This window comes from Arthrobacter sp. MW3 TE3886, from assembly GCF_041262145.1.
Lineage (GTDB): Bacteria > Actinomycetota > Actinomycetes > Actinomycetales > Micrococcaceae > Arthrobacter.
In genome coordinates this window covers 3184135-3208015 of record NZ_JBGCAN010000001.1, presented here as the reverse complement: position 1 = coordinate 3208015, position 23881 = coordinate 3184135, and the positions used below count along the sequence as shown (strand labels likewise).

General features: G+C 67.3%; 24 protein-coding genes, 2 tRNA genes, 1 other RNA gene and 1 pseudogene. 14 read left to right on the top strand and 14 right to left on the bottom strand.

Going from position 1 to position 23881, the window contains the following annotated elements; translation table 11 throughout:
• Positions 1-13: 13 nt before the first annotated feature.
• The 3 genes from epsC to msrA all read right to left on the bottom strand — a co-directional run bounded on the left by epsC (position 14) and on the right by msrA (position 2158).
• Positions 14-598: a serine O-acetyltransferase EpsC gene (gene epsC, locus ABH915_RS14615; protein WP_229994476.1), complete on the bottom strand. Its 585-nt coding sequence runs from the start codon at positions 596-598 to the stop codon at positions 14-16.
• Between the two features lie 34 nt (positions 599-632).
• Complete coding sequence (gene cysK, locus ABH915_RS14610) at positions 633-1568, bottom strand: cysteine synthase A (RefSeq protein ID WP_370122561.1); 936 nt, start codon at positions 1566-1568, stop codon at positions 633-635.
• Positions 1569-1633: 65 nt separating this feature from the next.
• Positions 1634-2158 (bottom strand): peptide-methionine (S)-S-oxide reductase MsrA, encoded by a 525-nt coding sequence (msrA, locus tag ABH915_RS14605; RefSeq protein WP_370122558.1) that lies wholly within the window; start codon positions 2156-2158, stop codon positions 1634-1636.
• Between the two features lie 99 nt (positions 2159-2257).
• Here msrA and ABH915_RS14600 point away from each other — a divergent pair, with 99 nt between their 5' ends.
• Complete coding sequence (locus ABH915_RS14600) at positions 2258-3181, top strand: Nif3-like dinuclear metal center hexameric protein (protein WP_370122555.1); 924 nt, start codon at positions 2258-2260, stop codon at positions 3179-3181.
• Positions 3182-3304: 123 nt separating this feature from the next.
• A complete protein-coding gene (locus ABH915_RS14595) occupies positions 3305-4042 on the top strand; it encodes a zinc ribbon domain-containing protein (RefSeq protein ID WP_018773409.1) in 738 nt (245 codons plus the stop codon).
• Positions 4043-4049: 7 nt separating this feature from the next.
• Here ABH915_RS14595 and ABH915_RS14590 read toward each other — a convergent pair whose 3' ends face one another.
• The 3 genes from ABH915_RS14590 to ABH915_RS14580 all read right to left on the bottom strand — a co-directional run bounded on the left by ABH915_RS14590 (position 4050) and on the right by ABH915_RS14580 (position 6703).
• The gene (locus tag ABH915_RS14590) at positions 4050-4814 is read right to left on the bottom strand and encodes a YaaA family protein (protein ID WP_370122552.1); all 765 of its coding nucleotides are present in this window, start codon (positions 4812-4814) and stop codon (positions 4050-4052) included.
• 72 nt (positions 4815-4886) lie between these two features.
• Positions 4887-5789: an alpha/beta hydrolase gene (locus ABH915_RS14585; protein ID WP_370122549.1), complete on the bottom strand. Its 903-nt coding sequence runs from the start codon at positions 5787-5789 to the stop codon at positions 4887-4889.
• A 50-nt stretch (positions 5790-5839) separates the two neighbouring features.
• Positions 5840-6703 carry an SPFH domain-containing protein gene (locus ABH915_RS14580; protein ID WP_370122546.1) on the bottom strand — a complete coding sequence of 288 codons (864 nt, stop codon included), beginning with the start codon at positions 6701-6703 and terminating at the stop codon, positions 5840-5842.
• 120 nt (positions 6704-6823) lie between these two features.
• On the opposite strand from ABH915_RS14580, the gene rnpB reads away from it, so the two are divergent.
• From rnpB to ABH915_RS14540, 8 genes and pseudogenes are all read left to right on the top strand, one after another.
• Positions 6824-7217, top strand: an RNA gene (gene rnpB / locus ABH915_RS14575) — RNase P RNA component class A.
• Positions 7218-7408: 191 nt separating this feature from the next.
• Positions 7409-9076, top strand: a complete 1668-nt coding sequence (locus tag ABH915_RS14570) for a GMC family oxidoreductase (protein ID WP_370122543.1) — start codon at positions 7409-7411, stop codon at positions 9074-9076.
• 229 nt (positions 9077-9305) lie between these two features.
• A complete protein-coding gene (locus ABH915_RS14565; protein ID WP_081627256.1) occupies positions 9306-10796 on the top strand; it encodes a glyceraldehyde-3-phosphate dehydrogenase in 1491 nt (496 codons plus the stop codon).
• Positions 10797-10884: 88 nt separating this feature from the next.
• Positions 10885-11094, top strand: coding sequence for a hypothetical protein (locus tag ABH915_RS14560; RefSeq protein ID WP_026537093.1), 210 nt, complete (start codon positions 10885-10887; stop codon positions 11092-11094).
• Positions 11095-11203: 109 nt separating this feature from the next.
• Entirely contained in the window at positions 11204-12001 is a 798-nt protein-coding gene (locus tag ABH915_RS14555; protein WP_370122540.1) for an HNH endonuclease family protein, read from the top strand.
• 107 nt (positions 12002-12108) lie between these two features.
• A complete protein-coding gene (ppk2, locus tag ABH915_RS14550; protein ID WP_370122537.1) occupies positions 12109-12993 on the top strand; it encodes a polyphosphate kinase 2 in 885 nt (294 codons plus the stop codon).
• 25 nt (positions 12994-13018) lie between these two features.
• Entirely contained in the window at positions 13019-13294 is a 276-nt protein-coding gene (locus ABH915_RS14545) for a hypothetical protein (RefSeq protein WP_370122534.1), read from the top strand.
• Positions 13295-13303: 9 nt separating this feature from the next.
• Positions 13304-14002, top strand: a pseudogene (locus tag ABH915_RS14540) (alpha/beta fold hydrolase); the annotation flags it as partial.
• Between the two features lie 70 nt (positions 14003-14072).
• On the opposite strand, the gene def reads toward ABH915_RS14540, so the two are convergent.
• The 4 genes from def to orn form a co-directional block, all read right to left on the bottom strand.
• Positions 14073-14645, bottom strand: a complete 573-nt coding sequence (def, locus tag ABH915_RS14535; RefSeq protein WP_018773398.1) for a peptide deformylase — start codon at positions 14643-14645, stop codon at positions 14073-14075.
• Positions 14646-14685: 40 nt separating this feature from the next.
• On the bottom strand, positions 14686-15840 hold the full coding sequence (locus tag ABH915_RS14530) for an acyl-CoA dehydrogenase family protein (RefSeq protein ID WP_370122531.1): 1155 nt from the start codon (positions 15838-15840) through the stop codon (positions 14686-14688).
• Positions 15841-15933: 93 nt separating this feature from the next.
• A tRNA-His gene (locus ABH915_RS14525) sits at positions 15934-16006 on the bottom strand.
• Positions 16007-16206: 200 nt separating this feature from the next.
• The gene (gene orn / locus ABH915_RS14520; protein ID WP_026266426.1) at positions 16207-16839 is read right to left on the bottom strand and encodes an oligoribonuclease; all 633 of its coding nucleotides are present in this window, start codon (positions 16837-16839) and stop codon (positions 16207-16209) included.
• 168 nt (positions 16840-17007) lie between these two features.
• On the opposite strand from orn, the gene mptB reads away from it, so the two are divergent.
• Positions 17008-18633 (top strand): polyprenol phosphomannose-dependent alpha 1,6 mannosyltransferase MptB, encoded by a 1626-nt coding sequence (gene mptB / locus ABH915_RS14515; protein ID WP_370122528.1) that lies wholly within the window; start codon positions 17008-17010, stop codon positions 18631-18633.
• Here the strand turns inward: mptB and ABH915_RS14510 are convergent.
• Positions 18630-19313: a DNA alkylation repair protein gene (locus ABH915_RS14510; RefSeq protein WP_370122525.1), complete on the bottom strand. Its 684-nt coding sequence runs from the start codon at positions 19311-19313 to the stop codon at positions 18630-18632. The genes mptB and ABH915_RS14510 overlap by 4 nt on opposite strands.
• 78 nt (positions 19314-19391) lie before the next feature.
• Here ABH915_RS14510 and map point away from each other — a divergent pair, with 78 nt between their 5' ends.
• Positions 19392-20159: a type I methionyl aminopeptidase gene (map, locus tag ABH915_RS14505; protein WP_018773393.1), complete on the top strand. Its 768-nt coding sequence runs from the start codon at positions 19392-19394 to the stop codon at positions 20157-20159.
• Here the strand turns inward: map and ABH915_RS14500 are convergent.
• Together ABH915_RS14500 and ABH915_RS14495 are read right to left on the bottom strand one after the other, a co-directional pair.
• The gene (locus tag ABH915_RS14500) at positions 20156-20803 is read right to left on the bottom strand and encodes a GNAT family N-acetyltransferase (RefSeq protein ID WP_370122521.1); all 648 of its coding nucleotides are present in this window, start codon (positions 20801-20803) and stop codon (positions 20156-20158) included. The genes map and ABH915_RS14500 overlap by 4 nt on opposite strands.
• A gap of 56 nt (positions 20804-20859) precedes the next feature.
• Positions 20860-21363, bottom strand: a complete 504-nt coding sequence (locus ABH915_RS14495) for a lipopolysaccharide assembly LapA domain-containing protein (RefSeq protein WP_370122518.1) — start codon at positions 21361-21363, stop codon at positions 20860-20862.
• 315 nt (positions 21364-21678) lie between these two features.
• On the opposite strand from ABH915_RS14495, the gene ABH915_RS14490 reads away from it, so the two are divergent.
• Complete coding sequence (locus ABH915_RS14490) at positions 21679-22695, top strand: magnesium and cobalt transport protein CorA (protein WP_370122515.1); 1017 nt, start codon at positions 21679-21681, stop codon at positions 22693-22695.
• 76 nt (positions 22696-22771) lie between these two features.
• On the opposite strand, the gene ABH915_RS14485 is transcribed toward ABH915_RS14490, so the two are convergent.
• Positions 22772-22844: transfer RNA gene (locus ABH915_RS14485), tRNA-Arg, on the bottom strand.
• Positions 22845-23088: 244 nt separating this feature from the next.
• Between ABH915_RS14485 and ABH915_RS14480 the strand changes: the two genes are divergently transcribed.
• Positions 23089-23655, top strand: a complete 567-nt coding sequence (locus ABH915_RS14480) for a single-stranded DNA-binding protein (RefSeq protein WP_370122512.1) — start codon at positions 23089-23091, stop codon at positions 23653-23655.
• Positions 23656-23881: the final 226 nt, after the last annotated feature.

Genomic DNA, 23881 nt, shown 5'->3' with positions numbered 1-23881 from the left:
CCGGGTATTAGTTTTAGATGTGGTAATCGATCAGGTATTCGGCCGGGTCGACGGCGGGCTTGGTCTCGCGCTGCGCGTCGCGGTGCCGCCAGGTGGCCGGCACGCCGGTGACGATTGATTCGGCCGGGGCGTCCTTGACCACCACGGCGTTGGCGCCGACGGCGCTGTCCCGGCCGATGGTGATGGGGCCCAGGATCTTGGCGCCCGCGCCGATCACCACGCGGTCCTCGATGGTGGGGTGGCGTTTGATCTTGGCGAGCGAGCGGCCGCCGAGGGTCACGCCGTGGTAGATCATGACGTCCTCGCCGATCTCCGCCGTCTCGCCGATGACCACGCCCATGCCGTGGTCGATGAAGAAGCGCCGGCCGATGGTCGCGCCGGGGTGGATCTCGATGCCGGTCAGGAACCGGGCGAGCTGGGAGATGAGCCGCGCCGGGAAGCGCAGGGCGGGGTTTTGCCACAGCCGGTGCGTCAGGCGATGGAACCAGATCGCGTGCAGGCCGGAATAGGCGAAGAAGTTCTCAAAAGAACCTCGAGCCGCCGGGTCGTGGGACCGGGCGGCGTCGAGGTCTTCCTTCAGTCTTGCGAAGAAGCTCACAAAGACCTTTCTGGGCAATCGTGGGTCAGCGGACTTAGCCGCGGATGTCGTCGTACAGCACGGTGGAGATGTAGCGCTCACCAAAGTCGCACACCACGGCAACAATGAGTTTACCGGCGTTCTCCGGCCGCTTGGCGAGCTCCAGGGCCGCCCAAACGATGGCGCCGGAGGAGATGCCGCCCAGGATGCCTTCCTTGATGCCGAGATCGCGTGCCACCCGGACGGAATCTTCCAGCGTGGCGTCGATGACCTCGTCGTAGACGTTGGTGTCCAGGATGTCGGGAATGAAGTTCGCGCCGAGGCCCTGGATCTTGTGCGGGCCCGGCGCGCCGCCGTTGAGGATGGCGGAGTCCTTCGGCTCGACGGCGACGATCTGGACCTCCGGCTTGCGTTCCTTCAGGACCTGCCCGACGCCGGTGACGGTGCCGCCGGTGCCGACGCCGGCGACGAAGATGTCCACCTTGCCGTTGGTGTCGGCCCAGACTTCCTCGGCCGTGGTGCGGCGGTGGATCTCCGGGTTGGCCTCGTTGGCGAACTGCTGGGCCCAGATGGAGTTCTCCGTGTTGGCCACGATCTCCTGGGCCTTCTCCACGGCGCCGCGCATGCCCTCGGAGCCGGGGGTCAGGACAATCTCGGCGCCGTACGCGCGCAGCATGACCCGGCGCTCGGTGGACATGGTCTCCGGCATGGTCAGGATGACCTTGTAGCCGCGGGCCGCGCCCACCATGGCCAGGGCGATTCCGGTGTTGCCGGACGTGCCTTCGACGATGGTGCCGCCGGGCTTGAGGGCACCGGACTTCTCGGCAGCGTCAACAATCGCGACGCCGATCCGGTCCTTGACGCTGTTGGCCGGGTTGTAGAACTCCAGCTTGACGGCCACGGTGGCGTCAAGGCCTTCGGTCAGCCGGTTCAGCCGGACCAGCGGAGTTCCGCCTACCAGCGCGGTTACATCGTCATAGATCGGTGCCATGTATGTATGCCTGTCTTTGAAGAGGGTTGACTGAGGTCAGCCTAACGAGCGCCTACAGGCGCTAGCTAAGCATTAAGCCATGCAGAGTAATATTTCCTCGCCTTGGCCAGCTTCGGGTTAATGATGACCTGGCAGTAGCCCTGTTCCGGGTATTTGGCGAAGTAGTCCTGGTGGATTTCCTCGGCCACATGGAACTGCGGCAGCCGGCTGACCTCGGTGACGATCGGGTGCCGCCAGAGGGGCTGGTTCCGCTCGATCGCCTCCTCGAACATGATCTTCTCCTCGGTGGTCTCGTAGAACATCGAGGAACGGTACTGGGTCCCGACGTCGTAGCCCTGCCGGTTCAACGTGGTGGGGTCGTGGAGGGCGAAGAACATGTCCAGGATGACCTCGGCGGGAATGATGTCCTCGTCGAACGTCACCGCCACCACCTCGGCGTGGCCTGTGGTCCCGGAGCACACAGAGTAGTAGTCGGGGCTGCGGTCATGGCCTCCGGTGTAGCCGGACACGACCGAGCTGACACCCTTGGTTTTCTGGTAGACGGCGTCGAGGCACCAAAAGCAGCCTCCGCCGAGGACAAAAGTTTTCATGATCTCTTCAATGGTTCGAGGGCCCCGATGATTCCCCACCCACCTTACGAGAGTGTTACGAGTGACCGGGCCGCCCGCGGATAGGGTAAAAATGGGGGTATGGAACCTGTGAACACCGATGTTTCAGCGGAATCCGACCGCCCTGCTGCCGCCGTCGACGGCGATGGCAGCACCGGGGAGGCCACGGGCGCCGCGACGCTGGGCCTGATCCAGCTGGCAGTGGAGGAGCTCTGGCCCGAATCCCTCGCCGAGGACTGGGACGAGGTGGGCCTGGTGGCCGGCCACCCGAACGCCGAGGTGCACCGGGTGATGTTCGCGGTCGATCCGACCCTTGACGTGATCGAGGAGGCCATCGACTTCGGTGCCGAGCTGCTCATCACGCACCATCCGCTGCTGCTCAAGGGCGTGACGTCCGTTGCCGCGAACACGGCCAAGGGCAAGGCCGTGCACCGCCTCATCGAGTCCGGGACCGCGCTGCTGACCGTACACACCAACGGTGATTCCGCCGTCGGGGGAGTTTCCGACGTCCTGGCCGACGCGCTGGGCCTGCAGAACGTGGCCCCGCTGACGCCCGCGGCGAACGGGCTCCCCGAGGAAGGCATCGGCCGCGTCGGCGACCTTGAAGAGGTCCTGACGCTGGGTGATTTCGCGGCCCGCGTGTACGGCATCCTGCCCTCGGTGGCCGGCGGCGTCCGGGTCTCGGGGGACCGGGACGGGCTGATCCGGCGGGTGGCTGTCTGCGGCGGCGCCGGCGATTCCCTGTTCGGCGAGGTGCGGGCCAGCAACGCGGACGTCTACGTCACGGCGGACCTGCGGCACCACCCGGCATCGGAAGCCCGGGAGGCGGCGGTCAACGACCGGCCGTACCTGATCGACGTTTCCCACTTCGCCAGCGAATGGCTGTGGCTGCCTGCGGCCGCCGAAGCGCTGGGCAATGTGCTCGCCGACCAGGGCCACGACGTCGAGATCCGGGTCAGTGCCACCAACAGCGACCCGTGGGACTTCATTCTGACTCCGGGCTAAGCCTGGCGTGCGAGGGGCCCCGGGTGAGCGTAGCGAGGCCGGGGAGTACGCTAGGCGCTAGAGTCTAAGGAGCGCCGGGACGGTGCCCGGCTTCGGCCGGATTGGATTTAGCGGAGGTAAATAGTGGCCAAGGCAGCACCGGCGGAACAGTTGAAGTTGCTCGAGTTGCAGGGACTCGATGCCAAGCTCAAGTCCTTGTCCAACCGCCGGCGAAGCCTTGAAAGCGATTCCCGCATCACGGACCTGGAAGCCGCCCTCAGCGTGGCCAACGGTGAGCTCGGTGCCGCCAAGGTGGCCGTCCACGACGCTGAATTGGAACTCAAGCGCTCAGAGGCCGACGTCGAGCAGGTTGCCTCCCGGATCGAACGCGATGAGGCCAGGCTCAACAGCGGCACGGGGTTGTCCAAGGACCTCGTCGCCCTGCAGCGGGACCTCGTCTCCCTGAACAAGCGCCGCTCGGACCTCGAGGACGTCGAGCTCGAAGTCCTCGAACGGCTCGACTCGCTCCGCGCCCGCCAGGCGGCCCAGCAGCAGATCGTGGACGACATCCAGGGCTCCTTCGGCTCCATCCGTGCCGAGCTGGACGAGCAGCTGGCCGAGATCGCCGCCGAAGCCACGGTGGTGCGCGGGCAGCGTGCCGAGTTCGCCGCCGGACTCGACGCCGGAATGCTCGCCGTCTATGAGAAGACCCTGGCCAAGCGTGGCGTCGGCGCCGCCCGGCTCTTCCACGGCACCTCGGAAGGCTCGGGCATGCACCTGAGCCCGGGCGACCTGGCCGAGATCAAGGCCGCGGCCGAGGACGACATCGTGTTCTGCCCCGACTCCGGTTGCATCCTGGTCCGCTCGGCCGACTGGGCCTGAGCAGTTCCTAGCCCGGCAGGATGATGTTCAGGGTGTGCGGCCTCCGGGCCGTGCCCGCAACAAGTTCGGCAACCCATTTCTCCGCCGCCGCCTTCTGCAGCTGTGCGGGGGTTTGGGGTGCCTTGCCCCGGCGGCTGAGCAAATGGCGTGCCAGCTCGCCCCGGGTGTGCTTGGCAAAGTGGCTGACCACCTTGCGCACCCCGGCGGTCTCGGTGAAGACGTTCACGGCCACCGTCTGTTCCGGCGGGGGAGCCCAGGCCGCGGCATAGGTGCTGGACCGGCAGTCCACCAGCAGCTGGCCCGCGGCGGCCGCGGCCAGCGCGTCGCCCAGTTGCGGCTTCCAGAAGGAGGCGAGCCGTCCGACGTCGGGCAGCGAGGTCCCCATCGACAGCCGGTAGGCGGGCACACGGTCCGCGAAGCGGATGGCGCCCCACAGGGCGGAGACCACCAGCACCGATTCGTCGGCCTTCTTTCGCTGAGCCGGGGTCAGCGAGTTGTAGCCGAGGGCGTCAAAGAGCACCCCGGAATACACCTGGTGGGCCGGGGCGGCAGGTTCTGCGTGCAGCCGCGTGTTGCGTTCGACGTCGGCACTCAGGGAAGCGCCGACGCCCAGCAGCGCCAGGGCGTCCTCGTGGGCGCTGACAGTACCGAGCGCCTCCAGGACCTTGGCGCGGGAGCTGTTGAGGGCGGGAAAGCTCAACGCGGTCCAGTCGGCGGCGTCCCCGCCGGTCGCGGGAGTCTTGCCCTCGGAGGGCGGCAGCAGAATTAGCACCGTACGATCTTACCGGCGGCTGCCTTCCCGGGACCGCCGTCCAGGGCCCGGGGGCCGGCGATTGGCGGCGGTTCAGGCGAGGTTGTAGCCGAGAAAGGACACGACGCCGGGCAGGATTGTGCGCCAGTAGCCGTAGTCGTGGCCGCCTGGCTGGAAGCCGCCCTCGATTTCGCCCGTGAGTCCCGCCCGGTAGTGGCGAACAGTGGCGGCAAGCTCGTCCCCGGTGCCGCAGTCGATCCGTTTGGGCAGCGCTGCGAGCCGGGGCCGGAGTGCGAAAACGTCGTGGGCGGCGAAGTCTTCCGGGCCGTCGAACGCGGTATCCTGGCGCGGGTCGTAATGGTCCCAGACCGCAGGACTCATGGCCGCGACGGCCCGGACCCCGGGTAGCCGGCCCTGCGAGGCGAGCAGCAGGGCACCGAAACCCCCCATCGAGAGGCCGACGAGGCCGATCCTGCCAAGGTCGAAGCCCTGGCCGCCGAGGAACGGTACAAATTCCTTCACCAGCATCGACTGCGTGTCACTGCCGTCGGCGCGCGGGTGCCACCAGGCGTTTCCGCCGTCCACGGCCGCGATCGCGAAGGGCGCGCCGCCGGCGTCGAGGTGCCGTTGCAGGGCCTCGTGGGCCTCCAGGTCCTCCAGCAGAGCCGTGTGGCTGCCGCCCAGTCCGTGAAGAAACACGGCCAGGGGCAGTTCGGGCGGCGCGCCGCCGGGCGGCAGTTCCGGCGTTGCCAGCGACCAGTGGCTCGCGGTCCCCGGGCGGTAAGCCGAGACGAACGAACCCGTGCTGGTACGGACCGTCAGCGGGCCGGCGGGGGCCGGCGGTGCCGTCGTCGTCGGGCTCGTTGGCGCGGGGCTTGCCGGCCGGGACGTTTCGGTGGGCGCGAGCCCGCCCGTGCACGCCGCGAGGGCGGAGGCGCCCAAACCGATCCCTGCCAGCCCCAGCAGGCGGCGCCGGGTCAGGGCAGACTCGTCCATCCCTCGATAATAGGCGCGCCGGTCCCGGGTGCTACTCCCAGGTTCACGCGCTACGCGGCCTTGATCGGTGACGCCGGTGATTCCGCCGGTGATTCCGTCGGTGTCGCTGCGGGTGCGGCCGCCGACATCGTTGTCCTGGCCGCATGGTCCTCGCGGGCCAGGAAGGCGGCCAGTTCGGCGATGGTGCTCATCAGGGGCGCCGGGAAGACGACGGTTGAGTTCTTGTCCACCCCAATCTCCACGAGGGACTGGAGATTCCGCAGCTGCAGGGCGACCGGGTGGGCCATCATGGTGTCTGATGCCGCGCCGAGCGCCACGGCGGCGATCGCCTCTCCTTCGGCCGCGATGATCTTGGCCCGCTTCTCCCGCTCGGCCTCCGCCTGGCGGGCCATCGCCCGCTTCATGCTCTCCGGAAGCTGGATGTCCTTGAGTTCAACGAGGGTTACTTCGACACCCCACTCGAGGGTCAGGGCGTCCAGGATTTTCCGGATGTCACTGTTGATGTGCTCGGTCTCGGACAGCGTCTGGTCCAAGCTGTGCCGGCCCACGACCTTGCGCAGGGTGGTCTGGGCGATTTGGTTGATGGCCGCCGCTACGTCTTCGATTGCCACAACGGACTTCACGGCGTCGATCACCCGGTAATAGGCCACTGCCGAGATGTCGACGCTGACGTTGTCCTGGGTGATGATGCCCTGCGACTGGATCGGCATCGTCACGATCCGCAGGCTCACCAGCTGAAGCCGGTCCACCACCGGGATGATGAACCGCAACCCGGGGATCCGGACCGCGACCACCCGGCCCAGTCGGAACAGGACGCCTAGTTCGTACTGGCGCACAATCTTGATCGACATCTTGGCGATAATCACCACCAGGATGATCGCGAGCAGCCAGATGATGATGGCGATCCAGTTCATTGGGATCTCTTCCTTGACTAGCAGGAATCCTGCTCCAATTCTCCCACGGGCCGCCCCAAAAGGCCGTGGTGCGGACGTGTCACTGGATGCGTTCGCCGTGACCGTAGAATGGACAACGGATGGGTTGACCAGGCGGCCGCGCGTCACGCAAGTGGCTCGAGGAACGTCCGGGCTCCGCAGAGCAGGGTGGTGGGTAACGCCCACTCGGGGTAACCCGCAGGCCAGTGCCACAGAGAACAGACCGCCTGCGTGCGGCGTGTGCTTGCACAGGCTGCAGGGCAGGTAAGGGTGAAACGGTGGTGTAAGAGACCACCAGCTTCCCGGGTGACCGGGAAGGCTAGGTAAACCCCACCCGGAGCAAGGCCAGACAGGACACGTTTGAGGGCTGCTCGCCCGAGTGTCCGGGTAGGCCGCTGGAGGGCGTCGGCAACGGCGTCCGTAGATGGATGGCCGCTACTCCCGCGCCGGCAACAGCGCGGGAACACAGAACCCGGCGTATCGGTCAACCCATCCACCCAAACCGCCGGGTTACCCTGTCCTGCCCGGAGCAGGATCCGGCCGTCACAGGGTGCCGGCCGCGGTGCGCGTGCGTGCACGGTTGCAAGCTTGGGAAAACCTTGAGGCATGCTTGACATCATCCCGGCGGGCCCCGACACTTCAATGAACGCTTCAGGTAACGGTGCATGCGATGGTTGAGGAGTCATAGTGCCGGATGACGCAGCATACGACTATGTCATCGCCGGTGGTGGCACGGGCGGCAGCGTCCTGGCCGGCAGACTTAGCGAGGACCCTTCGATACGCGTGCTCCTGCTCGAGGCAGGAAGATCCGACCGCCATCCGTTCATTCACATGCCCGCGGGCTTCCCGAGACTCAAGGGGGGCCCGTATCAGTGGGCGTACAACAGCGTTCCGCAAAAACACAGCAACGGCCGCAGGATCGCGCTTCCTCAGGGCCGGGGACTCGGCGGCGGCGGCTCCATCAACTCCCAGGTCTTCACCCGGGGCGTGGCTGGGGACTACGACGGGTGGGCCGCGGACTACGGATGCGAGGGCTGGTCCGCCGCCGAGGTGTCCAAGTATTTCATCCGCTCGGAATCAAACTCCCGACTCTCAGGACCGCACCATGGAACCCAGGGGCCCCTCGGCGTCTCTGACCTCCGGCGTCCGCACACGCTCTCGGCGGCCTTCGTGCAGGCTGGCCAGGAGTTCGGGCTGCCCTACAACAGCGATTTTAACGGGGCGAAGCAGCTCGGCGTTGGCTTCTACCAGACCACCACCAGGAACGGCCGCCGGTGCAGCGCAGCCGTCGCCTATTTGAAACCCGCCCGCAAGCGGCCCAATCTCACGGTGCGCGTCAACGTGACCGTCTCCAAGGTGGTCATCAAGAACGGCCGCGCCGTCGGCATCCAGACGATTGAAGGCGGAGTCGCGCGGACCTACGGTGCCCGGCGCGAGGTGCTGATCGCCAGCGGAGCGTTTGGCTCGCCCAAGTTGTTGCAGCTTTCAGGCATTGGCGACCCGGCAGACCTTGCTGCCGCCGGCATCGACGTGATCCACGCCCTGCCCGGGGTCGGGAAGAACCTGCAGGACCACCTTGACCTTGACATCATCTACGAACTCACCGATGACCACAGCCTGGACCGGTTCAATCGGGTACGCCCGGCGACCGTCCTGGCGGGCCTCGAGTATCTGGCTTTCCGTTCGGGACCGTTCGCATCCAACCTCGTCGAAGCGGGTGGCTTCAGCTACGCCAACACAGCTGAGAAATCCCCGGACCTGCAGTTCCACTTCCTGCCCGCAGCGAGGTCGGAGCCGGGCATAGCGTCGCTGCAGCCCGGGTTCGGCATGACGCTGAACTCCTATTTCCTGCGCCCCCGCAGCCGGGGAACAGTCCGGGTCGCATCCTCAGACCCCACACAGTCGCCGCTCATCGATCCGAATTTCCTCGCGGACGACTATGACCTGGAGATGACGATCGCCGGCGTGCAGCAGAGCCGGCAGATCATGGAGCAGTCATCGATGGCGGCGTTCATCAAGAAGGAGCACATCGGCGACGGCTCCCGCGTGGCAACCCGCGACGAATACGTGAATTTCGTGCGCTCCTACGGACGGACCTCCTACCACCCGGTCGGCACGTGCGCCATGGGGACCACCGACGATTCGGTCGTCTCGCCCCGGCTGAAGGTCTACGGGCTGGAGGGGCTGAGGGTTGTTGACTCCTCGGTCATGCCCCGCCTGGTCAGTGCCAACACGCAGGCGCCGACCATCATGATCGCGGAAAAGGCCGTCGACATGATCCTGGAGGACGCAGCCCGGCTGGCGCCCGGAGTGAGTGGTTTGGCCGGCTCCTCCTTGGCCCCGGACGGTGTGTGAGTCAATTCACGCGCAACAGGCACCCCACCTGGCCTGGCCGCCCGTAGAATTGGTGGTGAACGTAGAAGTTCTGCCGCCGGGTCTGCGTTCGCAGCCGGCGGTTTTTCTTTGCGCTCGATGAGGCGCCCGGGGTGGACCGAATCCCCGCCGGTGCCCGGTACCGGACACCCTCCGGCGGCCGACTTCCCCCTACGAGGACGTAGGGGGTGGATTCTAGGAAGGTAGTTCTGTGAGCCAGACGTCAGATTCTTGTCTTGATACGTGGATGGGCCGTGAGGCGCTCGCCGAGGCGATGATCCCCGTGATCGGCCGGCTGTACCGCGAGAACAATGTGGTGACCTCAATCCACGGACGCAGCCTGATCAACAAGTCCACCATGAATATCCTCAAGGCCCACCGCTTCGCCCGCCGGATGAGCAAGGAAGAACTGCGCCTCGAGGAGACGGCCCCGCTGCTGGAGGCCCTGACCAAGCTGGACCTCGGCGCCGCGGCGATCGACATTGCCCGCCTCACCGAGAAGTACCGCGCCGAGGGCGACGGCGCCAGCCTGGATGAGTTCCTCCGCGCCGAACTGGCCGAGGTTGTCGGCAAACGCGGCGGCGACGACCGCACCAGCACCGACGTCGTCCTCTACGGCTTCGGCCGTATCGGCCGGCTCCTGGCCCGGCTCCTGATCGAAAAGGCGGGCGGCGGCCACGGCCTGCGCCTGCGCGCCATCGTGGTCCGCCGCGGTTCCGATAACGACCTCAGCAAGCGCGCGAGCCTGTTGCGCCGCGACTCCGTCCACGGCTCGTTCGAAGGCACCATCAAGGTTGACCTCGAAAACGACACCATCACGGCCAACGGCGTCCAGATCCAGGTCATCTACTCGGACAACCCCTCCACGGTGGACTACACCGCCTACGGCATCCACGACGCGCTCGTCGTGGACAACACGGGCCGCTGGCGCGACGCCGAGGGCCTGTCCCAGCACCTGCTGAGCAAGGGTGTTGCCCGCGTTCTCCTCACCGCACCGGGCAAGGGCGATCTGAAGAACATTGTGCACGGCATCAACCACGGCACCATCGCCGACTCGGACACGATCGTCTCGGCGGCGTCCTGCACCACGAACGCCATCACCCCTGTGCTCAAGGCGATCAACGACCGCTACGGCGTGGTCCACGGTCACGTGGAGACGGTCCACTCCTTCACGAACGACCAGAACCTGATCGACAACTTCCACAAGGGTGACCGTCGTGGACGCTCTGCCGCGCTGAACATGGTGATCACCGAGACAGGTGCCGCCAAGGCCGTCGCCAAGGCTTTGCCGGAACTGCTCGGCAAGCTCACGGGCAGCTCCATCCGCGTCCCCACCCCGGACGTCTCGCTGGCCATCCTGAACCTGAACCTGGAGAACGGCACCACCAAGGACGAGGTCAACGACTACCTGCGGGAAATGTCGCTGCACTCCGAGCTGCGCAAGCAGATCGACTACATCGATTCGCCCGAGGTTGTCTCCACGGACTTCGTCGGCTCACGCCGGGCTGGCATCGTCGACGGACTGGCCACGATCTCCAACGACAAGAACCTCGTCCTGTACGTCTGGTACGACAACGAGTTCGGCTACAGCTGCCAGGTGGTCCGCGTCATGGAGGAAATGGCCGGGGTCAACCCGCCGTCCTTCCCCGCCAAGGACGCCGCTTCCATCCTCGAGGCCGCCGGGCTGCCCGTCGAGGTCTAACCAGGGCCAAGGTCCCTGACCGGGACTGGTTCCTCCTTTCCCGGCCGATGCACTGGAATCGGCCGGGAAAGGGACCCACAATGGAGCCATGGAACCGAACCCGGCTGTTGAACACGAGACCACCCTGGAACACGCGCTGGATGTCGCGCGGAGCAACGCGAAAGAAGCGAAGCGGCTGCTGGACGACGCCCTGGTCAAACGCCAGTCCGGTGAAGTCAACGAGGACCGGGTGACCCAGCTCCAGGGCCTGCTGGATCTGGCCAACGAAGACTTGAAACGGGTCACGCGGGAGCAATAGGCCCCGGCGTTCCGCCACCGGTCCCCAACACTGTGGACAACCGCCCCGGTGGTGGACCGTCCGCTTAGGCTCAGGGCGTGCAGCCAGAACGCCGCGAGCGGCCGCCCCTATGACCATCACCTGGATGGAATTCCGCCGCGCCCGCCGCCACTCCCGCCAGGCCTGGATTCTCCTGGCCGCAGCCGGCCTGGCCGTCCTTGGCGGCCTCGCCTGGTTCTTCACGGCCGGCCAGTTTGTTGCCGCGGAGCCGCAGATCGCCGGCCCCAGCGAGGCCCCCGTGGTCGCCGCCGGGTGGATGAACGCAGTGGAGGCCGTCCGGGCCGTGCCGGAGGGAAGCGCTGCCGGAGTGCTCGACACCCTCGCGGTCAAGGGACGGGCGGCAAAGAACAACTATGACCGGGGCGCCTTCGGCCAGGCGTGGCTCGACGTCGACCGCAACGGCTGCGATACGCGCAACGACATCCTCCGCCGCGACCTGGCGGCCGCCGAATTCGCCAGCGGCTCCCGGTGCCAGGTGGCCGGCGGCACGTTCCAGGAACCGTACACCGGCCGCATGATCGCGTTCCGGCGCGGCGCCGAAACCAGTGCCGCGGTGCAGATCGACCACGTCGTGGCGCTGGGGGACGCGTGGCAAAAGGGCGCCCAGCAGCTCACAGCGCAGCAGCGCGAACACCTGGCCAACGATCCCCTCAACCTGATCGCCGTCGACGGTCCCGCCAACCAGGACAAGAGCGCCTCTGACGCCGCCACCTGGCTGCCGCCGAACAAGGCTTTCCGCTGCCACTATGTGGCCCGCCAAATCTCGGTCAAGGCGGCCTACCGGCTGTGGGTCACTGCCGCAGAGAAGGAGGCGATGAAACGGATCCTGACCTTGTGCCCCGGGCAGCAGACGATTGTGCCGCGGTGAGGACCCGTCGCTGCTTCCGGGCTGGAGGGCCCTTGCAGCCGTTCTCCTGCCCGGCGAGAATGGGCGCGGCGGGACAAACCGCGCGCCGGAATGCTGGAACGGAAACCATGGCACATCGCACGGACGATTCAGGCAAGGGGCATGCCGGCCACAAGGCCGGGCACAAGAAGGGCTCTGCACGGCGGCCGGCGCGGCTCGACGCCGGAATCTACGAGGCCGAGCTTCTGCGGCTCCAGGCAGAACTGGTTGCGCTCCAGGAGTGGGTCCAGAGCACCGGGGCGCGGGTCCTCATCATCTTCGAGGGGCGGGATGCAGCGGGCAAGGGGAGTGCGATCAAAAGGGTCACCGAGTTCCTGAATCCGCGGTTTGCCCGGATAGTCGCATTGCCGGCGCCGACGGAACGCGAACGTGGTGAATGGTACTTCCAGCGCTATGTGGCGCATCTGCCCGCCGCCGGGGAAATCGTCCTGATGGACCGCTCCTGGTACAACCGTGCCGGCGTCGAACACGTGATGGGCTTTTGCACCCCGGCGGAGCACAAACGCTTCATGGCCCAGTGCCCGGTTTTTGAACGCCTCCTCATCCAGGACGGGATCCTGCTCTTCAAGTACTGGTTCTCGATCAGCCATGCGGAACAGGAACGGCGGTTCAAATCCCGACTGGATGATCCCATGCGGCAATGGAAGCTCTCGCCGATGGACCGGGAGGCAATCCTGCGGTGGGAAGACTACTCGCGGGCCAAGGACGACATGTTCGTGCAGACGGACACAGCGGAATCACCCTGGTATGTGGTGGAAGCCGAAGATAAACGCCGGGCAAGGATCAACCTCATCGCCCACCTGCTCTCCAGCATCGACTACCAAGAAGTACGGACAGAGCCGGTGACCTTGCCGGAGCGGCCGAAAGCCGTCAACTACACGCGTCCGCCGCGGGAACTGTTCCGCTATGTCCCGGATTTCGCGGCAAGCCTGGAAAAGCCGCCGGAGGACTGACGGTGAGAGCCCGCAGGAAGGCCTGTTGCTCCTGGCTGGCGGGGCGTCCGACGCGGATCCCGCCACCGCGGTGTGGGCGGACTCCTGGCACACGGGCAAGGCGCTGATGCAGTTTTCCGGCACGGTGGGCGCCGACGGTGTCCTCCGGCTCAACGGCTCCTATCCGGCGCCGCCCGGCCCGGACTGGGGCTGGCAGATCCACCTGCACCCGGCGGACGGCCCGGGCGGACGCATCACCATGCACAACCTCGTCCCGGGCGAGGACTCCTATCAGGTGGTGGAGCTGGAACTCCACCGGTAGGGTACCGGCATGGACATCATCCTCGTACCCGGATTCTGGTTGGACGCCTCGTCGTGGGCGGACGTCACCCCGCCGCTGACCGCGGCCGGGCACAAGGTCTACCCGCTGACCTTGCCGGGCCTGGAGTCGGCCGATGCGCCGCGCGCCGGCATCGGCCTGCGCACCCACATCGACGCCGTCGTGGCGAAGATCGATTCCTTCGACGCACCGGTGGTCCTGGTGGGCCACTCCGGCGGCGGAGCCATCATCCACGGCGCCGTCGATGCCCGCCCGGACCGGGTGGCCCGGGCAATCTACGTGGACAGCGGACCACTGGGGGAGGGCGGGGTCATCAATGACGAACTTCCGGCCGGCGGCGACGACGTGCCGCTGCCGGCGTGGGAGCTCTTCGAGGACGAGGACCTCACCGACCTGACCGACGAGCTGCGCGCCATGTTCCGTGCCCGTGCCATCCCGCAGCCCCGCGGCGTGGCCCAGGACCGGCAGCAGCTCACGGATGTACGCCGCTACGAGGTCCCGGTCACCGTCATCGCCTGCGAATTCCCGTCCGCGATGCTGACGGAAATGATTGCCGGCGGCCACCCGTACGTGGCCGAGCTCGGACGGATCCGCGAGGTCGACTATGTGGACCTGCCCACCGGCCACTGGCCGCAGTTCACCAGGCCGGCCGAGCTAGGCGCCGCCATCCTGGCCGCCGTCGACCGGACCCCCGGGGAGCTGACCCGGCCGGGCGCCAGCCCGCCGGTCTTCCACCTGCCCCGCCAGCATCCACCAGCCGTCAGTGGCCGAACGGGTCCGGGTCCACTCCCGGCATCCAGGTCAGGCCGGGAACGCCCCAGCCGCTGCGCTTGGCCTGCTTCATGGCCCGGCGCGCATAGCGGTCAATCAGCCGGTTGACGTAGAGCTTGCCGTCGAGGTGGTCGTACTCATGCTGGATGACCCGGGCGAACCAGCCGGTCGCCTCGAATTCCACCGGCTTCCCGTCCCCGTCGAAGCCCTGGACCCTCGCCCATTCGGCCCGCTTGAGCGGATACTGGCCACCGGGGAAGGACAGGCAGCCCTCCTCTTCCTCGTCGGGGTCCGGCAGGGCTCCGGAGACCTTGGAAAGTGTCAGGACAGGGTTGACCACGACGCCGGTGGGCGGGGCGCCGTCGTCGTTGTCGTACTTGTACACGAAGAGCCGCTTGCCGACCCCCACCTGGGGGGCCGCCAGCCCGACGCCGTTGGCGGCGTCGTTGGTCTCGAACATGTCGGCGATCAGGGTGCGGAGCTCGTCGTCGAAGACTTCGACTTCCGCGGCCCGGCGGTGCAGCACGGGCTCGCCCCAGATCGTGATGGGCAGAACGGTCATATCAGAAAAGTTCCTCGGGTGCTGGTGGAGTCGCGGCCGGTCAGCCGGCGATGGTGCGGCCGACGACGTCGCGCATGATTTCGTTGGTGCCGCCGAAGATCGTCAGCAGCCGGGCGGCGAGGTAGGCCTGGGCCACCGGGTATTCCATGATGTAGCCGTAGCCGCCGTGCAGCTGCAGGCAGCGGTCCGTGACGGACTTGGCGCGCTCGGACGCCCACAGTTTGGCACGGGCAGCGCCTGCGGCGTCGAGCTCTCCGGCGTTGAACGCCAGGATGGCCTGGTCCACGTACGCTTCGGTGACCTCGACCTCCGTGAGGATGTCGGCAAGTTCGAAGCGGCTGTTCTGGAAATCGATGATCCGCTCGCCGAACGCGTTGCGGTCCTTCGTGTAGCGGACAGTCGCTTCGTAGGTGGCGCGCACGACGGCGGAGCTTGCCACGGCGATGGCCAGCCGGCCCTGGGGGAGCTGTTCGGCCGCGTACTGCAGGCCCTTGCCCTCCTCGCCGACGAGGTCGGCGTGCGGGACACGGACGTTGTCGAAGAACAGCTCGGCCGTGTCGGAGGCTTTGAGGCCCATCTTGTCCAGCTGCTTGCCGGTGTTGTAGCCCTCACCCTTCTGGACCATGAAAAGCGAGAACGAGTCGCGGTTTCCGCGTCCGGTGCCGCCGTCGGTGCGGGCCAGGACCAGGGAGGCGTCGCCGGAGATGCCGTTGCCGATGAACGTTTTCTGGCCGGTGATCAGCCAGTCGTCGCCGTCGCGGCCTGCCTTGGTGCGGATGCCGCGCAGGTCGGAACCGGCCCCCGGTTCGGTCCAGGCGACCGAGGTGACCTTTTCGCCGGAGACCATGCCCGGGAGCCAGCGGGCCTTGAGGTCATCGGAGCCGTACGCCAGCAGGTGGGGGAGGACCATGTCATCGTGCAGGTGGAAGGCCAGGCCGACCGCGAGGTGGTTGCTCCTGGCGAATTCTTCGTCGAGCACTGTCCGGAAGCGGTAGTCGGACATCCCCATGCCGCCGAACTCTTCCGGCACGGCCAGGCCCAGCAGGCCCTGCTCGCCGGCCGCGGACCACAGTTCCCGGGACATCATGTGGTCCTCGTCCCACTGGGTGTAGTGGGGAGCGACGGCGCGCGCGTTGAACTCGGCGGCCATCTCACGGAACATCTCGTGGTCTTCTTCAAAGAGCTTGCGCTTCACTGCGATTCCTTCCCATACAGACAACAAAGGCCGCACCGGATAACCGGTGCGGCCTTTGGAAAAGGTCGGACAATCACTGCCGTCCTTCATGAGGGTGAGCGACGGGGGTTGAACCCGCGACCTCCTGGACCACAACCAGGCGCTCTGCCAACTGAGCTACGCCCACCATGTGCCATATCAGGCCCTCCGGCGAACCGGCTGGCTGCAAAGGCAACGACAAATAGCTTACCTGCTGTTTGGGGGTGGTTTTGCCACTTTTGCGATTTTCGCCAAAATTTCCGCGAAACGTGGCGCAGATTACTTCTCTGCGCCACGTCCCCGGCGACGTTTCATCGGCCCCGCAGCGAGGGGGAGGGTGTGCGGCCCCTACCCCGCCGGGGTGGGCTCGGCTGCTTCCCCGCCCATGACGCGCTTGGCGATCCGCTGCGCCGTGGCACTGTCCGGGCCCGGCGCGGGGACAAACACGGCCTCGCGGTAATACCGGAGTTCGTCGATGGAGTCCTTGATGTCGCCGAGCGCCCGGTGGCCGCCCAGCTTGGCGGGGGACTGGAAGTAGGCCCGGGCAAACCAGCGGCGGGAGAGTTCCTTGATGGTGCTGACGTCGATCACCCGGTAGTGCAGGTGCTCCACCACGTCGGGCATGTCGCGGACAAGGAACACGCGGTCGGTGCCCACCGAGTTGCCGCCGAGCGGGGCCTTCCGCGGGTCCGGCACCCATTTCTTGATGTAGGCGAGCACGGCTGCCTGCGCTTCGGCCATCGTCTTGCCGTGCGGAAGCTCCGCCAGCAGGCCGGAGCGCGTGTGCATGTCGCGGACAAAGTCGTTCATCTGGGCCAGCGCGGCGTCGTCGGGCTTGATCACGACGTCGACCCCGTCTCCCAGGATGTTGAGCTCCGAATCGGTGACCAGGGCGGCCACCTCGATCAGGGCATCATTCTTGGTGTCCAGGCCGGTCATTTCGCAGTCGATCCAGACGATGCGTTCGTTAGTAATAGGCACCCGCCCAGCCTACCGTTCCGACGCCACAGAGCCGTCCGGTGCTAGGATTTCGAATACGCGGCCGCCGAATTAATTCGGCACTTCTTTCTTCAACGCGGCGCCCCGGGCCGGACGATGCGGCCGGCTGTGGGCGGAATTGTGGCCCACAACAGATTGGACGATCCTGACATGACGGCGCCTGTGCCTGCGGCGGGGGAAACGGCTGCCGGTACGTCCAGCCCGTCCACGTCCCGCCCCTCTGTGTCTGCCCGCACTGCGCTCACCCGGACTGCGGCCTCCCCTGAGGGGGAAGGGGCCGTCGGCGACGTCGACAACCCGCGGTCCCCGATCCTTGCCGGGTTCCTGGGCTCCCTGTTCATGACGATCGGCTCGATCGGCGTCGGGTGGCTTGCCCCCGCGTCCGAACTCCGCCGCGTCCCGCTGTTTATCTGGATGCGCACCGAGGCCTTGGGCGTCGCCCTCTGCATTGTCCTGCTGGCCTTCGGCGGCATGCTGCTGGTCCGCGCCTGGCTGCGGCTCGGCCAGCGCGTCCGGGTCTGGGGGGCCGGTGCCCGCAAGGCCACGCTCCAGGCGACGGTGGCGTGGGGGCTGCCGCTGATGTTCTCTGTGCCGCTGTTCAGCCGCGACGTCTACGCGTACATCGGCCAGGGCCGGCTCATGGTGGAGGGCTTCAACCCCTACGAAAACGGCATTTCGGCGCTGTCCAACTACTTCCAGCTGGGCGCCGACAGAATGTGGACCGAGGCCCCCGTCCCGTACGGGCAGCTGTTCCTATGGATCGAACAGTTCGTGGTCTGGGCCACCAACGTGCACCCCGAAGGCAGCATCATGCTGTTCAGGATCGCGGCCCTGGTGGGCGTGGTCCTCTGCGTGATCTACGTGCCCAAACTGGCCGAGCTGCACGGCGTGAACCCGAACCGGGCCCTGTGGCTGACGGCGGCCAACCCGCTGTTCCTCACCAACTTCATCGCCAGCGTCCACAACGACGCCCTCATGATCGGCCTGGCCCTGGCCGGCCTCTATTACTGCGCCACCCGCCGGGTCATCCTCGGAATCGTGCTGGTCACACTCTCCATCTCCGTCAAACCCATCACGGTGGTCTTCCTGCCGTTCATTGGCCTGCTCTGGGCGGGCAAGGGTGCCAGCTGGCCGCGCAAGTTCGTCTTCTGGGCCCTCACGGCCGGCCTCAGCCTGGCCCTGCTGTATCTCATGAGCCGGGTCAATGGCTTCGGTTTCGGCTGGATCAACGGGCTGTCCGCCCCGGGCAGCATCTGGATCTGGTACGCGCCCGTCGGCCTGGTGGGCCTGATCGTGGCCTCCATCTCCAACGCCTTCGGGCTCGACGGCTGGGGGCTGGCCAAGTGGGCGTTCGACGCCGGCAAGCTGCTCGCCGTCGGGATCGTCGCCTGGCAGATCTTCCGCGGCGACTACGACCGCCTGATGCGCCGGCTCACCCTGGCGTTCGCCGCCGTCGTGCTGCTGTCCCCGATGATCCAGTCCTGGTACATCGTCTGGCTCATCCCGCTTTTCGCCGTCACGGGTATCCGCGACGACTGGCAGGTCAAGGCGCTCTACTTCATCGTGTCCTTCTTCATGGTCTACGCGATCTCGGACCAGCTCGATGTCTTCCCGTACCTGCAGACCGCGGACCTGGGCCTGGCCCTGGCGCTGGCCCGCAACGCCGCGGCGATCATCGCGTTGCTGTTCGCGCTGTACCTGATCTTCCTGGACCCAAAGACCAAGCTGCTGTTCACCAAGTCGGACGAGCCGGTCACCACGCGGCCGATCATCTAGGCCGGCAGGTTCCTGAGCGCTTCCTTGCGCGAGAGCGCACTGAGCTCGTCGGCATGCCGCCGCACAAACGCCCGCACCCAGGCCGGATCCGTCCTGGCGTACTGGCGCAGCGCCCACCCGATCGCCTTGCGGATGAAGAACTCCCGGTCGTCGAGGTTGGCCTCGATCACAACGGCCAGGAGGGCCGTGTCCGTGGCGTCCTTCGCCCCCAGCTGTGCGGTGATCGCGGCCCGCCGGACCCAGAAGTCCTCATCCCGGCTCCAGCGTTCCAGCACCGGCGTCAGTTCCGCCCGGTGGGCCTGCAGCAGGGCGCCCAACCGGTGCGCCACCCCGTCCACCAGGTCCCACCAGGCTCCGGTGCGGATGATTTCCTCATAAATGGCCAGCATGCTCAGTTCCCCGGCAGCGGGCTTGAGCCCCGTGAGCTCGATCGCGGCGTAGCGTTCCTCACGGTGGCCGGCGTTGCGCCACAGCGCGAGCACCGTGGACTGCAGTTCCGCCAGGCTGGCCGGCGGGTGGTCCGCGGCCGCGGCCCTGACTATGCTGCGGACCACGGGAACCCTCACACCCAGGGACGGCATCTGCGATTTCATGTAAGCCTGTGCCCCCGCGGCCCGGCCAGGATCGGCAGCGGTTTGCAGGCTGCCGCGGATCGCGTCAATCAGTTCCGTGGTGGTCATGAGGCCACTGTAGACATGCCGCGGCGGGCTTTAGAGTTGAAGCCAGCAAGCCGCGGCTCCGCGTCGGAAGGGAAAGCCATGTCCATGATCAAGAGTCCCGAAGAGATCGCACTGATGCGCGAGGCCGGCCGGGTGGTCGCCACCACCCTCGCCCGGGTCCGGGAGGCGGCCGCCGTCGGCGTTTCGCTCAAGGAGCTGGACGATGTCGCCGCAGCGTCAATCGCCGACGCCGGAGCCACCCCGGCGTTCCTGAACTACCGGCCGCGCTGGGCATCAGTGCCGTTTCCCGGGGTCATCTGCACGTCCGTCAACGACGCCGTCGTGCACGGCATCCCCAACGAGTACCGGCTCCAGGACGGGGACCTCCTGAGCGTGGACTGCGGCGCCTTCCTGGCCGGGTGGTGCGGCGATGCGGCCATCAGCTTCATCGTGGGGACCGCGGACCCGGTGGACCAGGCTCTCATCGACGCCACGGACGCCGCCCTGGCGAGGGGGATCGACGCGGCAAGGATCGGGAACAAGATGGGCGACCTCGCCTACGCGATCGGCGGGGCGGCGCGCCGGGCAGGCTACGGGCTGCTCGCCGACCACGGCGGCCACGGCATCGGCCGGACCATGCACGCCGAGCCGCCCGTGCCCAACGACGGACGTCCCGGCCGCGGCATCAAACTGACGGAGGGCCTGGTTATCGCCATCGAGCCGATGCTGATTCTCGGCCGCAAGGACGACTACTACCATGACGACGACGAATGGACCCTCCGCTCAGCGAACGGCCGCCGCGCCGCGCACAGCGAGCACACTGTGGCCATCACCGCCGACGGGCCGGTGATCCTGACCCTGCCCTAGTGCCCGCGGTCCCCGCCGGGCGGGGGCACCGTCAGGCGGACGACGGCGCGTCCCGGCACCGCGTTGCTGACCACTGGATTGCTGACCACTGTGAAGCCGGCCGCCAAGAAGAGCCCCAGGGTGCCGTGGTAGAGATCCGCCGGGCCGGCCTTGGGCCGTTGCGCGGGGTCGACCGGATATGCCTCCACTACGGTTGCGCCGTGCGCGAGGGCGTGTTCGACGGCGGCGGCAAGCAGCGCTCGCGCCACGCCGGTCCGCCGGTGGCCGGGGGAGACCACAAAGCAACTGACGGACCATACCTGGTGGCCGCCGGGATCCTTGGCGGCGTCGGCGGCCGACGCCAGCACCTTCGAGCGCAGGATCCTTGGGTAGCACCCGCGGGGCTCGACGGCGCACCAGCCCACGGGATTCCCGTCGCGGAAGGCCAAGACCCCTGGCTCCGGCTGGCCGCCGCCGAACTTTTCCCGTAACTGGCTCTTCCGCTCATCCGGGGTGGACGCGGACCACTGGGGGCCGGTCAAGGCGAAGAACCGGCACCAGCAGCGTGAGGGTTCGCCGCGGACGCCGAAGAGACGCTCGACGTTGGGCCAGTCCGCCGCGGCGGTGGTGACGGCTGCCTGGGTCCGGAGTTCTGCTTCGCGCATGGAAAAGAGGGTAGCGCCTGGCGGCGTCAGCGTCAGCGTCAGCGCGTGCGGGTGCGTCAGCGCGTGCGGGTGCCCGGGCTCGCCTGGCGGCGGACACGGTGCGCGGCGAGCCGGAGCTGGATGATGCGGGCGGCTCCGGCGATGGCGACCAGCACTCCGCCGCCGACTGCCGCGATGAACAACGCGATGCCGAGCGGGACCGCGCCTTCGAGGCCAAAGAACTTCACCTGCACGTATTCCTGGTTCTGCAGGATGAACGCGATCAGCAGGATCAGCACCACCAGTGCGCAGGCAACCGCGGCCCAGACCATTCCGGCACGGGTGACCTGGCGCGTTTCCGGTGCGGGGGCGGGAGCCGGCTCCGTGGGTGCCTCGGCACGGGAGGGTTCGGCACGTCCCGCCGTCGTGGCGGCCACCTCGGTGCTGCCCGCCGGGCCACCGGCGCCGGGGACCTGCTCGGCGGACCCGGGGCCGGTTGTGGCGTCAGCTGCCTCCGCGTACTGGGTGGTGGGGGCGTCGTCTGGATTGGTGGGGTCGAATCTGCGGGGTGTTTCGGTCATGGCGGCCGTACCTTTCGATTGCGGGCAGGGTGCACAGGCTTTCGCTGCCGGCCTGCCCGTCAACTCAATACTAAGCGTGCTGAGGGCTGGCGGGGCTCCGGGTAGTGGGCGGCACGGTCCGGGCGCCCCCCACGCCAACAACTTTGCTGTCGTGGTCTTCGGCGGCCGCCGGTGGGCGGCAATCTTTCCGGGGTTCTTCCCGGCAACCTTTCCGGAAAAGCAGCGGCGGTCGCGGGGCAGTGCAGGCTGTTGGCACCGGCCCGGGGACGGTATAACGTCACAGCAAAGCGAATGCCTTGAAGAGGAGGCGCGGCCGTGACGATCATTGACAACGCCGTCTATGTGGACGGCCACCGGACCGCCGACCCGGAAGGGCTCGAGGAGACGTACTTTCTGCTGCGGCAGCGCCAGGGCATGGCCTGGATTGGGCTCTACCGGCCCGAAGCCGAGGAGCTGCGCTCAGTGGCCGAGGAATTTGACCTGAGCCACCTGGCCGTGGAGGACGCGCTCGCCGGCCACCAGCGGGCCAAGCTTGAGCACTATGGCGAGACGTTGTTCCTGGTGCTGCGGCCCGCGCGGTACCTGGACGATGTGGAGAAGGTCGAGTTCGGCGAGATCCATGTGTTCTCCGGCCCGGACTTTGTGGTGACTGTCCGCCGGGCGGAGTCTCCCGACCTGGCCCGGGTGCGCCGGCGGATGGAGTCCGAGCCGGAGTTCCTGGCGCTCGGGCCGGATGCGGTGTTGTACGCGATTCTGGACCAGGTGGTGGATGAGTACGAGCCGGTGGCCGCGGGCCTGGAAAACGACATCGATGAAATCGAAGACGACCTGTTCGCTGCCGATCCCGGCGTATCGCGCAGGATCTATGAACTCTCCCGCCAGGTCATCACGTTCCAGCGTGCCACGGCCCCGCTGGCCGGAATCCTGCAGAGCCTTATGGGCAGCGGACCGGACGGGGTGCCGGACCCCGAACTGCAGGACCATTTCCGCGACGTCCTGGACCACGCCATCCGGCTGGGGGAGCGGGTATCTGCCTTCCGGGCGCTGCTGCAGAATGCGCTGGCCGTCAACGCAGCCCTGGTAGCCCAGCGGCAGAACGACGAAATGCGGCTCCTGACGGAGTCGAGCTTCGCCCAAAACGAGCAGGTCAAGCGGATCTCGTCGTGGGCTGCCATCCTGTTCGCGCCAACGTTGATCGCGTCGATTTACGGCATGAACTTCCGCGACATGCCAGAACTCGACTGGATCTTCGGCTACCCGATGGCACTCGCGCTCATGATCGGCATGGGCGGGATCCTGTTCCTGACGTTCAAACACAACAAGTGGATCTGACGCTCTGTTTGAAATATGAGTCGAAACAAGAAGCGGCCCTGACCGTGCGTTGTCGCAGGTCAGGGCCGCTCTCTTGTGCCCCAGGAGGGAATCGAACCCCCGACCGGCGGATTAGAAGGCCGCTGCTCTATCCCCTGAGCTACTGGGGCGCGCTGGTACCCACCGGCTGCTGCCGGTGGCGCCTCAAAAAGTTTACAGTGCCGGACGGCCGGTGCGGGTCAACGGCGGCCGGTGGCCGGTCCTGCCGGACCGGACTAGTCCCCAACACGGCCCCCACGCCGTTGCCGGCCGCCGGTTTTCCACATGGCACAGCCGGGCACTCCCCGGCCGTGGCCGGCGGCGGGATGCTGGAACTGCCCGGCTGGGCACGACAATTCGAGACAGGACATGAGAATGAGCGACAACATTACGGTCCGTGGCTTCGTCGCCTCGGAGATCAGAAGCGCGACAACGCCCGGCGGCGTGGCCACGGCGTCCTTCCGGCTCGGCGCCACCGAGCGCCGCTACGACCGCGGCTCCAGCACTTGGGTGGATGGCAACACCAACTGGTTCACCGTCCAGGGATACCGGCAACTGGCCGGCAACATCGGCTGCAGCATCAAGAAGGGCCAGCGGGTCATCGTGGTTGGCAGGCTGAAGATGCGGAGCTGGGAGAAGGACGGCAGGGTCTACCACGACGCCGAGATTAATGCGGAGTCAGTTGGCCACGACCTCATGTGGGGCTCTGCCAACTTCACCCGCTCAGCCGCAGCCGGCAGCCAGACGACTGCCGGACCAGGTTCCCCAGGTGCGCCTGGCATTGGGGACGGGGACGGCGGCGGACCGCAGAGCCAGCCAGAGGATGCCGGCGCGGACGGCGACGGCGGCGCCGACCTGCACGCGACATTCATCGTTGACGAGAGCGGTGAGGAAGAGGAGGTGGACCAGGAAACCGGAGAACTGAAAGGCGCCGCAGCCTGAATGCCGCAGGACCGGCGGGCAACGCCGTGGAGGCCGGGACCGGGCACCGGAACGCCGGAACGGGGCACTCCCGCGTGGCAGAATTGCCCGATGCAACAGGCCAGGATCACCGCGGGACGGGCGGCGCCCACTCCCGCCGGGGGAGGGGCAGCACGTCGCGGCGGCTGGACCGTTCCGACCGCCGCAACCTTGGTGCTCCTGCTGTCGGCCTCCGCCTGTGCGACGC